The sequence below is a fragment of the Pseudarthrobacter defluvii genome (genome assembly GCF_030323865.1).
Taxonomy (GTDB): domain Bacteria; phylum Actinomycetota; class Actinomycetes; order Actinomycetales; family Micrococcaceae; genus Arthrobacter; species Arthrobacter sedimenti.
Window position 1 is genome coordinate 3,796,207 of record NZ_CP066362.1, and the last position, 12,191, is coordinate 3,808,397.

A 12,191-nucleotide genomic window follows, 5' to 3' on the forward strand; every position below is an offset into this window, starting at 1 on the left:
TGTACGCAAAGAACACAGTAAGGACTTCAACGATGACTGCCTCTGTAGAAACCGCCAAGCACTACGTTCCCGAGGATCTGCCCACGCACATCCAGCACTGCATCAACGGCCAGTTCGTGGACTCGGTCTCGGGAAAGACGTTCGACGTCCTGGACCCGGTCTCCAACCGCAACTACGCCACCGCCGCAGCAGGCCAGAAGGAAGACATCGACCTGGCCGTCGCCGCTGCCCGCGAAGCCTTCACCAACGGCCCCTGGCCGAAGATGAAGCCGCGTGAGCGTGCCCGCGTCCTCAACAAAATCGCCGACGCGGTCGAAGCGCAGGAAGCCCGCCTGGCCGAACTCGAAACCTTCGACACCGGCCTGCCCATCACCCAGGCCAAGGGGCAGGCCCTGCGCGCAGCCGAGAACTTCCGGTTCTTCGCGGACCTGATCGTGGCCCAGTTCGATGACGCGATGAAGGTCCCCGGCTCGCAGATCAACTACGTGAACCGCAAGCCGATCGGCGTCGCCGGCCTCATTACCCCGTGGAACACCCCGTTCATGCTGGAGTCCTGGAAGCTCGCCCCGGCACTGGCCACCGGCAACACTGTGGTTCTCAAGCCCGCCGAGTTCACCCCGCTCTCCGCCTCCCTGTGGGCCACCATCTTCAAGGACGCCGGCCTCCCGGACGGTGTCTTCAACCTGGTCAATGGCCTTGGCGAGGAAGCCGGCGACGCGCTGGTCAAGCACCCGGACGTTCCGTTGATCTCCTTCACCGGCGAGACCACCACGGGCCAGACGATCTTCCGCAACGCCGCCGCGAACCTCAAGGGCCTGTCCATGGAGCTTGGCGGCAAGTCCCCCTGCGTCGTCTTCGCTGATGCGGACCTGGACGCCGCCATTGACTCCGCGCTGTTCGGCGTCTTCTCCCTCAACGGCGAGCGCTGCACCGCCGGCTCCCGCATCCTGGTTGAGCGCGCCATCTACGACGAGTTCTGCGAGAAATACGCCGCCCGGGCCAAGAACATCGTGGTGGGCGATCCCCACGACCCCAAGACCCAGGTGGGCGCCCTGGTCCACCCGGAGCACTACGAGAAGGTGGCATCCTACGTGGAGATCGGCAAGTCCGAGGGCCGGCTCCTGGCCGGCGGCGGCCGCCCGGACCACCTGCCCGAAGGCAACTACATCGCACCCACGGTGTTTGCCGACGTCGCCCCTGACGCCCGGATCTTCCAGGAGGAAATCTTCGGACCCGTCGTGGCCATCACCCCGTTCGAGAACGATGACGAGGCCCTCGCCCTGGCCAACAACACCAAGTACGGCCTGGCCGCCTACATCTGGACCCAGAACCTGACCCGGGCGCACAACTTCTCCCAGAACGTGGAGGCCGGCATGGTCTGGCTGAACAGCCACAACGTCCGCGACCTGCGCACCCCGTTCGGCGGCGTCAAGGCCTCGGGCCTGGGCCACGAGGGCGGCTACCGTTCCATCGACTTCTACACCGACCAGCAGGCCGTGCACATCACGCTCGGCTCCGTCCACACCCCTAAGTTCGGCGCCTAAGCCAGCCGGCCGCCGTCGTACTTTCCAAGCCCCCTTTCAAAGAAGAGAGAATCCAATGACCAACTTCGTTCCCACCCCCACCGTCCCGGCTCCGGACATCGTCCGCTGCGCCTACATGGAAATCGTGGTCACCGACCTCGCCAAGTCCCGCGAGTTCTATGTGGACGTCCTGGGCCTGCACGTCACCGAAGAGGACGAGAACGCAATCTACCTACGCTCCCTGGAGGAGTTCATCCACCACAACCTGGTGTTGCGCAAGGGCCCCATCGCCGCTGTCGCCGCCTTCGCCTACCGGGTGAAGTCCCCCGCCGAGGTGGACGCCGCCGAGGCCTACTACAAGGAACTCGGCTGCCGGGTGGAGCGCCGCAAGGAAGGCTTCACCAAGGGCATCGGCGACTCCGTGCGCGTCGAGGACCCGCTGGGCTTCCCCTACGAGTTCTTCTACGACGTGGAGCACGTGGAACGCCTCACCCAGCGCTACGACCTCTACTCCGCCGGTGAACTGGTCCGGCTGGACCACTTCAACCAAGTCACCCCGGACGTCCCCAAGGGCCGCAAATACCTGGAAGACCTGGGCTTCCGCGTCTCAGAGGACATCAAGGACTCCGACGGCGTCACCTACGCCGCGTGGATGCACCGCAAGCAGACCGTCCACGACACCGCCCTGACCGGCGGCAACGGCCCGCGGATGCACCACGTTGCCTTCGCCACGCACGAGAAGCACAACATCATCCAGATCTGCGACAAGATGGGCGCCCTGCGCATCAGCGACCGGATCGAACGCGGCCCCGGCCGGCACGGCGTCTCCAACGCCTTCTACCTCTACATCCTGGACCCCGACGGCCACCGTATCGAGATCTACACCCAGGACTACTACACCGGCGACCCGGACAACCCCACCATCACTTGGGACGTCCACGACAACCAGCGCCGCGACTGGTGGGGCAACCCCGTGGTCCCGTCCTGGTACACCGAGGCCTCCCTGGTCCTGGACCTGGATGGCAACCCGCAGCCGGTGATCGTCCGCGAGGAAAAGTCCGAGATGGCAGTCACCGTGGGCGCCGATGGCTTCTCCTACACCCGCAAGGAGGGCTCGCCGGAAGGTGACCGGACGGGCTTCAAGCTGGGAGTCCAGGTCTAGCCATGCTGGAGCCGACGACGATTGAGGCCATCGCAGACGAGCTGGTGGAAGCCGGCCGGACCCGCACCCCTGTTCCCCGCCTGACCGCCCGCTACCCGGAGATGACGGTGGAGGACTCATACGCGGTGCAGCAGCTGTGGCGGCGCCGCAACGAGGACGCCGGCCGGACCCTGGTGGGGCGCAAGATTGGCCTCACGTCCAAGGCCATGCAGGCCGCCACCGGCATCACCGAACCGGACTACGGCGCCATCTTCGATGACATGGTGCTGGACACCGGCTGCTCGGTGCAGTGGGACCGGTACACGCACCCGCGGGTGGAGGTGGAGCTGGCGTTCGTGTTGAAGGACGGGCTGAAGGGCCCGGGCGTCACCATCTTCGATGTCCTGAATGCCACCGACTACGTGGTTCCGGCCCTCGAGATCCTGGATTCCAGGATCGAGATGGAGGGCCGGACCATCGTGGACACCATCTCCGACAACGCGGCCATGGGTGCCATGGTGATCGGCGGAAACCCGGTCAAGCCGGACGCTGTGGACCTGCGCTGGGTCTCGGCCATCCTCTACAAGAACCAGACCGTGGAGGAGACCGGCGTGGCCGCCGGCGTCCTGGACCACCCCGCCAACGGAGTGCACTGGCTGGCCAACAAGATCGCCGCCCACGGTGACGCCCTGAAGGCCGGGGACATCATCCTGGCCGGGTCCTTCACCCGGCCCATGTGGGTCTACAAGGGCGACACCGTCCACGCCGACTACGGCCCCCTGGGGAGTGTGACATGCCGCTTCGAATAGAGGACACCTTCCGGGACGCCTTAGCCCAGGCGGGCCGGCCCCTCGCCGGCATGTGGGTTTGCTCCGGCAGCCCGCTGGTCGCCGAACTCTGCGCCGGGTCCGGCCTGGACTGGCTGCTGGTGGACGCCGAGCACAGCCCCAACGGGCTCGAATCCATCCTGGCCCAGCTCCAGGCCATCCACGGCCACCCGGTCCATGCCATGGTCCGGCCGCCCGTGAACGACACCGTGCTGATCAAGCAGTACCTGGACCTGGGCGTGCAGAACCTGCTGATCCCCATGGTCAACTCGGTGGCCGAGGCCGAAGCCGCGGTGGCCGCCACCCGCTACCCGCCGCAGGGCGTCCGCGGGGTGGGTTCCGCCCTGGCCCGGGCCGCCCGCTGGAATCGGGTCCCGGACTACCTGGCCCGCGCCAATGAGACCATCAGCGTCACCGTCCAGATCGAATCCACCTCCGCAGTGGAGTCAGTGGAGGACATCCTGAAGGTGGACGGAGTGGATGCTGTCTTCGTCGGACCCTCCGACCTCGCCGCCTCCATGGGCCTGTTGGGACAGCAGGAACACCCGGAGGTGCGCGCCGCCGTCGAGCACTGCCTCTCCGCCGCCAAAGCAGCCGGCAAGCCCGCCGGCGTCAACGCCTTCAACCCCGACACCGCCAAGCGCTACCTCGCGAACGGCGCCGGTTTCATCCTGGTGGGCGCCGACGTCGCCCTCCTCGCCCGCGGCTCCGAAGCCCTTGCTGCCAAGTTCGTGAAGCCAACCGACGGCGACACCCCGCCCAGCTACTGACCAACTTTTAGGACTTATGCAATGACAGTCACTTCTGCGGTTACCCCTGCCCATTCACCGGAGCGCGAGGCTTCCCTGCTCGCGTGGGTGCCCACCGGCCTGCTGATCAACGGCGAGTGGCGGGACGCGTCCGACGGTGGCACGTTCGATGTGCATGATCCCGCCACCGGGGAGGTGCTGGCCACCCTCGCGTCCGCCACGAGCGACGACGCGGTGGCGGCATTGGACGCGGCCGACGCCGTGCAAGCGTCCTGGGCACGGACCGCGCCGCGGGTGCGGTCGGAGATCCTGCGCCGCGCCTTCGACCTGGTGACCGAACGGGCCGAGGACTTCGCGCTGCTGATGACCCTGGAGATGGGCAAGCCCTTGGCCGAGGCCCGCGGCGAAGTCACCTACGGGGCGGAGTTCCTGCGCTGGTTCGCCGAGGAAACCGTCCGCGACTACGGCCGCTACCTCACCACCCCCGAGGGCAAGAACAAGATTTTGGTCCAGCACAAACCCGTCGGGCCCTGCCTGCTCATCACCCCCTGGAACTTCCCGCTCGCCATGGCCACCCGCAAGGTCGCCCCCGCCGTCGCCGCCGGCTGCACCATGGTCCTCAAGCCCGCCAAGCTCACCCCGCTGACGGCGCAGTACTTCGCGCAGACCATGCTCGACGCCGGCCTCCCCGCCGGGGTTTTGAATGTGGTGGCCTCCTCCTCTGCTTCCGGGATCTCCGGTCCGCTGCTCAAAGACTCCCGGCTGCGGAAGGTCTCCTTCACCGGCTCCACCCCGGTCGGAAAGCGCCTGATGGCCGACGCCGCGCAGAACGTGCTCCGCACTTCCATGGAGCTCGGCGGGAACGCCCCTTTCATCGTGTTCGAGGACGCCAACCTGGATGCCGCCGTCGAAGGCGCCATGGCCGCGAAGATGCGGAACATGGGCGAGGCCTGCACCGCCGCCAACCGGTTCCTGGTCCACGAGTCGGTGGCGCAGGAATTTATTCGGAAGTTCGCCGCGGCCATGGGCGCCCTCGCCACCGGCCGCGGAACGTACCCGGACACCAAGGTCGGGCCCCTCATTGACGGGGGCGCCCGCGACGACGTCCACGCCCTCGTGACGGCTGCAGTTGATGCCGGGGCGGTAGCGGTGACCGGCGGGGCCCCTGTGGACGGGCCCGGCTACTTCTACCAGCCGACCGTCCTGGCCGACGTCCCCAACGACGCGGCGATCCTGGGCCAGGAAATCTTCGGCCCCGTCGCCCCCATCACCACCTTCACCACCGAAGAAGAGGCCATCAAACTCGCCAACGCGAGCGAATACGGGCTCGCGTCCTACCTCTACAGCCGCGACTTCAACCGCCTCCTGCGCGTAGCCGAACAGATCGAGTTCGGCATGGTCGGGTTCAACGCCGGCGTCATCTCCAACGCCGCAGCACCCTTCGGCGGCGTCAAACAGTCCGGGTTGGGCCGGGAAGGCGGATCCGAAGGCATCGCCGAATACACCACCACCCAATACATCGGCATCGCCGACCCCTACGCGGGCCACTAGCGCCAAACTGGCCCAGTTTTGACGGCGGGAACTCGGAAACCCCGGGTTCCCGCCGTTTGCCGCGCCCCAAAACTGGGCCAGTGCGGGCCTTCCTGACGTTCGCAGCCTTCGGTTTCGCCTATCCCGCCGGCGCGTTCGCCACCAGGATCAAGGTGTTGGCGGCGTACTGGCTGACGTGTTTTTGCGACTGGGCCTTCAACTCCTGGATGAACGCGCCCAACTGGTGGTCTTCCAGTTTGTTCAGGAGGCTGTCCCGCAGGCCCTGGTTGTCGATGTCACCTGAGCTGCCATAGACATCTACGAGCTTCTGCAAGGTTGCATAGGGATTGCCCTGGTCAGCGAGGTAGCCCAGGCCATGGGTTTGCAACGCACTGCCGGCCACCGGCTTCATGAAGGAAACATCGGGGAGAGCACCGTCTGGTTTCCGTGGTGCCATAAGTTGCTGCATGTCGAGGCTTTCGAAGTCACCTGCAGCTACCTGGAGACCACCGTCAATCGTCCACGAATTGTTCGTCTCGTTTTCTGCCGGAGTGTTGTCGTTCGAGGTCGGCGCCCCGGTGTAGGCCACGTTGTTGTGCAGGACCTCCCGGTAGCCGGGAATGTTGTCCGGGCTTGTGGGGCTTACGCGCTCCAGCATGTTGAAGTTGGCGCCGTACCCTGGCTTGTAGGCTGTGTTGTTGATCCAATAGGCCGACTGGCCGGGCTGGTGATTGGCATAGAAGTTGTTGGCACCGTTGTCCGCAGCCATGGAATTGATGACCGTGTGCAGCGGGATGGGCTGGGGAAGCCCTGTGGTGCGGTAGGCATATCCGCCAACCTTGAATCCATTTTGGTCGCCTACCCCGTTTTGGTTGCCATGGTGGTCGAAGGACCAGTCGTTGACGTAGGCGACCCGTCCCTCCGATGTGATGCTGTCGAAGCCGTCGTCGCTGTTATGCCATGCCCGGTCGTTGATGAACCACACGTCTTTTGCGTGGGCACCGAACCCGTCCGTATTGCCCGCTGACCGGGCCGTGGGACCGATGTTGTTGTAGGCGTCGCTGTTCAGTACCACCCCGGTCCCGTCCATGGTGTAGTAGAAGCCGATGGCTTCGTTGTCATGGGCGGCCATGTTTACGAAGTTGGCACCACCGGCAATCCTGAAAGCCTCTGATTGCTTTTGGTCTCCCACCTTGACGCCCGTTACGTCAAAGCCGACGAAGTTCACGTCGGTCACCTGCGTTTCCACGTAGAACGCGGCCACACGTTGATCGGTGGGCACACTGCTGAAATCAAAGACGGGCCGATTATCCCCCGGGAACGCGGCGTAAGTGATCCCGCTCTTATAAATGTCATTGACGTAGTGATAAACGTCTTCGAACGGGTTATCGGTTTCGCGCACTTCGAACTGGTTGTAGCTGCCGCCCCGGATATAGACGGTGTCTCCGGCCGCTGCTGCTGCCTGCGCTTTCATCAGCGTTTTGAACGGCGCGTCCTGCGTACCCGCGTTGTCGTCGTTTCCTTCCGGCGAGATGAACCAAACGTGGGCATCTGGAGAGGGGACCACCTTCAACGCACCCAGCACCGACAGTGCCGAATCCTGGGTACGGTCCACTGACGCCGCATGGGCAGGGACTGTGATGCCGAAGGCTCCCAGGACACAGACGCCGGCCACTGCTACAGCCGCTCGCTTTGAGTTTTTCACGGACATGACTCCTTTGTATGTCGATTCATGGCGTCGGCCCCCTGGCGCCCAGCCACCCCCAGCATGGGTGGAGTCAGAATCCGGCACCATCACGACGATGAATCGATTCAAGCAGTCGGAAAGCGCTTTCACAAGGGGTAGGACGAAATTCGCGTTCTCTTGGTGCTCCGTTGCTGGCACCCGTCCGGCTCCGTCCGGCTGCTCAGCCTTCGCTCCCGCACAACTGTCCTGCGCCCAGAGACAAGAGCCCGGACGGGGTGCAAACCAGACTTGAAGTAACCCGCTACGCCGACCGGCTGGCGTCCTGCCTACTCGAAGTGGAGTATCCCTTGGAAACCTACGATGCGCTCCTCGCGTCCATTGCCCCCGCAGCCGGCACCGGCCGCACCATCTTTGATCCGGCAACCGGCGAAGCAGTGGGCGAGGCCCCCATTCACGACCTCGACTACCTGGAAAATGCCGTGGCCACCGCCGTCGCCGCCCAGCCGGCCTGGGCTGCCCTGGGCCACGCCGCCCGGTCCGCCGCGCTCCTCAAAGCAGCCGACGCCGTCGAACGGTCCGCCGAGGAACTGGCCCGGCTCCTCTCCCGGGAGCAGGGCAAGCCGCTGAACGGCCCCAACGCCCGCTTCGAAGTCGGCGCCTGCGTCGCCTGGCTGCGCGCGACGGCCGGCCTTCCACTGGAACCGGAAACCATCGTGGACGACGGCGAGACCCGGGCCGAGCTGCACTACCGGCCCATCGGCGTCGTCGCGGCCATCGGCCCGTGGAACTGGCCCATGATGATCGCCGTCTGGCAGCTCGCCCCCGCCCTGCGGATGGGCAACGCCGTGGTGGTCAAGCCCTCCGGCAACACTCCCCTGTCCGTGCTGGCCCTGGTCAAGGTCCTCAACGAGGAACTCCCCGAAGGCATCCTCTCCGCCGTCTCCTGCGGCCGCGAAGTAGGCGCCCGCCTGACCGATCACCCCGCAATCGGCAAGATCATGTTCACCGGCTCCACCGCCGGCGGCCGCGCCATCATCAAATCCTCTGCCGACACGGTCAAGCGGCTCACCCTTGAACTGGGCGGCAACGACGCCGGCATCGTCCTGCCCGACGCCGACCCCAAGGCCATCGCCCAGGACGTCTTCTGGGGCGCGTTCCTCAACACCGGCCAGACCTGCGCAGCCCTCAAGCGCCTCTACGTCCACGACTCCATCTACGACGCCGTCTGCGAAGAACTGATCGCCGTGGCCAAAGCCATGCCTATGGGTAACGGGCTGGACGAAAACAACGTCCTGGGCCCGCTGCAGAACAAGGCGCAGTACGACATCCTTGCCAACCTCGTTCAGGCCGCCAAGGACTCCGGCGCCCGCATCCTCCTGGGCGGCAACCCGGACACCAGCCAGCCCGGCTTCTTCTACCCCACCACCCTCGTGGCGGACATTGATAACGACAACCCGCTGGTGGCCGAGGAACAGTTCGGGCCCGCGCTGCCGATCATCCGCTACAGCACGGTCGATGAGGCGGTGGAAAAGGCCAACGGGCTCGACGTCGGCCTGGGCGCCTCCGTATGGTCCCCCGACCTGGCTGCGGCCCGGGAAGTCGCCGCCCGCATCCAGGCTGGAACGGTGTGGATCAACCGGCACGGCGCCGTGGACCCCCGCATCCCGTTCGGCGGAGCCAAGCAGTCCGGCTACGGGGTGGAGTTCGGCGTCGAAGGCCTCAAGGCCCTCGGCGTACCACAGGTCATCAACGGCTGACCGCTTTGATGCCGCCGCTCCGGTCCTGGGTTCAGCCCATGGCCGGGGCGGTGGACGTCCGGCCGGCGAACTGGCGGCGGGCCCAACGCGCGAGTTTCTTGCCTTTGCCCTTCCACCAGTTGTCCTCGTCCTGGTTGTGGTGGAAGCGGAACACAATGGCCACCAGCACGAACATTCCCATCACCACGTCCACCCAGGAGGAGAGCACCAGGGCGATGAAGACGGTCAAGGCGTTGGCCATGATCGAGGGGATGGCCAACGTCCGGAACACGGTGCTGGCCACATAGCGCCGGTGCGATCGTGGGACGGACAACTCGCGGACCATATCAAAGCAGACACAGACCACAACGATGGTTTGTCCGATGGCCAGCAGGACCTGGCCCGGCAGGGAGTGGCTGAAAGCGGCCACGGATTCCATTCCCGGACTCATGGCCGGGCCTTGCTGATAAGACCTTTGCTGAGAACTCTAAACACGAAAAACCCCCAGAACTTGTGGAACCACCGCCGCTGATCCGGCGATGGTTCCATTCAAGTTTCAGGGGGCTTTTCGGTCACGAGTAGTGGGTACTCTATTTTGGCCAGGCAGCCGGACGCGGTACTTACTGTCCGATGGCCCGCGGCCGCCACAGCATGACGGCCTGCGACCTCGGCCGGGGCCGCTGACCGCGCGCCAGGCTCACCACGTCACCGGCTGCGCCAGCTGCGAAGATCCGCGAGTCCACCGCGCGGGGCCTCCGCCCGAGTTCCTCGGTAAGATCGCTGATGCGGCTCTGGAGGGCCGCCACCTGGTTTTCGAGTTCCAGGATGCGCTTGATTCCCTCCAGCGACACGCCTTCCTGGGACAAACGCTGCACTTCCCGCAACATGTTCACGTCACGCTGGGAGTAACGCCGCGACTTCCCGGGGGCGCGGCTGGGCTTGACGATGCCCAGCCTGTCGTACTGCCGCAGGGTCTGCGGATGCATGTCCGCCAGCTCGGCCGCCACGGAAATCACGAAGATCGGCTGGTCAGCACTGATGTCCACGGCTCACCTCCGCCCTAAAGCCGGGCCTTGGCTGCCAGGCCTTCGCGGACGTCCGCCGACGACGTTGCCTCGGCGAACGCCTTGACCGCAGCTTCGGCGTCCTTGTTGAGATTCTTGGGAACTGCGACGTCGATGGTCACCAGCAGGTCGCCGGTGCCCTTGGACGTCTTCACGCCTTTGCCCTTCACCCGCAGGGTGCGGCCCGACGGCGTTCCCGCCGGAACGCGGACCTTCACCGTCTCGCCGTCGATGGTGGGCACCTGGATGTCGGCGCCCAAAGCGGCCTCCGGGAAGGTGACCGGGACATGGATGCGGAGGTTGTCGCCGTCGCGCGTGTAAAAAGCGTGGGGCTGTACGGACACGGAAACCACCAGGTCGCCATTGCCGGCGGCACCGGGCTGGCCCTTACCGCGCACCCGGACCTTCTGGCCGTCCTTGATGCCTGCCGGGACACGAACGTCGATGACCTCGCCGCTGGGCTCGCGCAGGCCGATGGTGGTGCCGCGGATGGAACCGGCAAACGAAATGCTGGTGGACGCGGTCCGGTCGGCACCCTTCTGCGGGGTGCGCTGGAATCCGGGCGCTCCGCCGAAACCGCCAAAGAGGTCGGCGAACTCGGGCGGGATGCCGCCGCCTGCGGGGTTGAACCCGCCCGCGTGGCGTCCGGTGTTGCCGGTGAAGAGGCCGCCGAACATGTCCTCGAACCCGCCGTTGCCGCCGGCGGCACCGCCGGGGGCAAACCTGGCCCCGCTGCCCATGGCCCGGATGGCGTCATACTGCTGGCGCTCATCGGGATCCGAGAGCACCGAGTAAGCCTCGGAGATGTCCTTGAACTTCTTCTCGGAAGCGGCGTTCCCCGCGTTGGTATCAGGGTGGTGCTGCCGCGCAAGCTTCCGGTAGGCCTTCTTGATATCGGCATCGGAAGCGTCCTTGGCAACACCAAGGATCTTGTAAAAGTCCTTGTCCACCCAATCCTGGCTAGCCAATGGCGTTTCCTTTCAAGTCTCTTAACTAATAGCTCTCCGCGGTACAGGGGCCCCCGCCCCTACGCTGGGTGGCTGAGGATCTACGATCCCCAGCCACCCAGCTTCGGCAGGCCCGATGCCACTCCCGGGGCCCCTGTACCGCTGCGAGCTTCGTGGTTACCTCACCTTAGGCGAGATGACCGCCGGCGCGGAGGCCGGATATGGGGCGGCGGTGTGGAGGGCACCGCGAAGCGGGCACCGCCCCATATCCGGCGTAGCGCGAGCCAACCCCGACTAGGCCGGGACCGCCACGATGACCTGCGCTGCGCGGAGCACGCGGTCTCCTGATTTGTAGCCCGAGCGGAGGACCTGGCTGACGGTGTCAACCTCGATGTCCTCGCCGGGCTGCTGGATCAGGGCCTCGTGGATTGTGGGATCGAACTCCACGCCCGTCTCGTTGATGCGGACCAGGCCGTAGGTCTTCAGCGCGTTTTCCAGCTTGTTGGCGATCGCGGCGAAGGGTCCGTCGGTGAGGTCGCCGTGCTGCCGGGCGGCGTCGACGTCGTCCAGGACCGGAAGCAGGGAGTTCAGGACGCCAATGACGGCCATTTCCCCTGCCACGGCGCGGTCGCGTTCAACGCGCTTGCGGTAGTTGACGTACTCAGCCTGGAGGCGAAGCAGGTCGTTGCGCAGTTCGGCTGCCTCGGCGTTGCCGCCGGAACCTGCCGGAGCCCCCTGGGCCACGGATTCCTCGGCCGGCACGTCCACGCCGTTGAGAATCTCCTCGGCCTGGGCCAGCGCGTCGCCGTCGGAATCTGCTCCGGCCTGGGCACCGGCCCCGGGGGCGGACTGGCCGCTCTCGGGGTGCCGGGCCTGCCCGGTCACCGGGTCAACCTTGCGGTTGTCCCGGATGACCGGCTCACCGTTCTGCCCGCGCTCCTGGCCGGCGGATGCGTTGTGCTCTTCCTCGTTACCGTGGTGCGGCAT

At 65.9% G+C, this 12,191-nt stretch carries 11 protein-coding genes; 6 read left to right on the plus strand and 5 right to left on the minus strand.

Annotated elements, in window-relative coordinates:
* Positions 1–32 precede the first annotated feature (32 nt).
* From hpaE to JCQ34_RS17725, 5 genes are read left to right on the plus strand one after another with little or no spacing between them, the layout of a single operon-like run.
* Positions 33–1,544 carry a 5-carboxymethyl-2-hydroxymuconate semialdehyde dehydrogenase gene (hpaE, locus tag JCQ34_RS17705; RefSeq protein ID WP_286399886.1) on the plus strand — a complete coding sequence of 504 codons (1,512 nt, stop codon included), beginning with the start codon at positions 33–35 and terminating at the stop codon, positions 1,542–1,544.
* Between the two features lie 55 nt (positions 1,545–1,599).
* Positions 1,600–2,685 carry a 3,4-dihydroxyphenylacetate 2,3-dioxygenase gene (gene hpaD, locus JCQ34_RS17710; protein WP_286399887.1) on the plus strand — a complete coding sequence of 362 codons (1,086 nt, stop codon included), beginning with the start codon at positions 1,600–1,602 and terminating at the stop codon, positions 2,683–2,685.
* Positions 2,686–2,687: 2 nt separating this feature from the next.
* Positions 2,688–3,473: a 2-oxo-hept-4-ene-1,7-dioate hydratase gene (gene hpaH, locus JCQ34_RS17715; protein WP_286399888.1), complete on the plus strand. Its 786-nt coding sequence runs from the start codon at positions 2,688–2,690 to the stop codon at positions 3,471–3,473.
* Positions 3,458–4,261, plus strand: a complete 804-nt coding sequence (locus JCQ34_RS17720) for an HpcH/HpaI aldolase family protein (RefSeq protein ID WP_286399890.1) — start codon at positions 3,458–3,460, stop codon at positions 4,259–4,261. The genes hpaH and JCQ34_RS17720 overlap by 16 nt, the downstream gene beginning before the upstream one ends.
* A gap of 21 nt (positions 4,262–4,282) precedes the next feature.
* Positions 4,283–5,791 (plus strand): NAD-dependent succinate-semialdehyde dehydrogenase, encoded by a 1,509-nt coding sequence (locus JCQ34_RS17725; protein ID WP_286399893.1) that lies wholly within the window; start codon positions 4,283–4,285, stop codon positions 5,789–5,791.
* A 118-nt stretch (positions 5,792–5,909) separates the two neighbouring features.
* Here JCQ34_RS17725 and JCQ34_RS17730 read toward each other — a convergent pair whose 3' ends face one another.
* Positions 5,910–7,385 carry a right-handed parallel beta-helix repeat-containing protein gene (locus JCQ34_RS17730; protein ID WP_286399895.1) on the minus strand — a complete coding sequence of 492 codons (1,476 nt, stop codon included), beginning with the start codon at positions 7,383–7,385 and terminating at the stop codon, positions 5,910–5,912.
* A gap of 419 nt (positions 7,386–7,804) precedes the next feature.
* Between JCQ34_RS17730 and JCQ34_RS17735 the strand changes: the two genes are divergently transcribed.
* On the plus strand, positions 7,805–9,214 hold the full coding sequence (locus tag JCQ34_RS17735; protein ID WP_286404639.1) for an aldehyde dehydrogenase family protein: 1,410 nt from the start codon (positions 7,805–7,807) through the stop codon (positions 9,212–9,214).
* Positions 9,215–9,245: 31 nt separating this feature from the next.
* On the opposite strand, the gene JCQ34_RS17740 is transcribed toward JCQ34_RS17735, so the two are convergent.
* The 4 genes from JCQ34_RS17740 to JCQ34_RS17755 all read right to left on the minus strand — a co-directional run bounded on the left by JCQ34_RS17740 (position 9,246) and on the right by JCQ34_RS17755 (position 12,191).
* Positions 9,246–9,632, minus strand: a complete 387-nt coding sequence (locus tag JCQ34_RS17740; RefSeq protein ID WP_142135025.1) for a hypothetical protein — start codon at positions 9,630–9,632, stop codon at positions 9,246–9,248.
* Between the two features lie 181 nt (positions 9,633–9,813).
* Positions 9,814–10,239, minus strand: a complete 426-nt coding sequence (locus JCQ34_RS17745; RefSeq protein WP_286399897.1) for a heat shock protein transcriptional repressor HspR — start codon at positions 10,237–10,239, stop codon at positions 9,814–9,816.
* A gap of 14 nt (positions 10,240–10,253) precedes the next feature.
* Complete coding sequence (locus JCQ34_RS17750; RefSeq protein ID WP_286399899.1) at positions 10,254–11,225, minus strand: DnaJ C-terminal domain-containing protein; 972 nt, start codon at positions 11,223–11,225, stop codon at positions 10,254–10,256.
* 273 nt (positions 11,226–11,498) lie between these two features.
* A complete protein-coding gene (locus JCQ34_RS17755; protein WP_286399902.1) occupies positions 11,499–12,191 on the minus strand; it encodes a nucleotide exchange factor GrpE in 693 nt (230 codons plus the stop codon).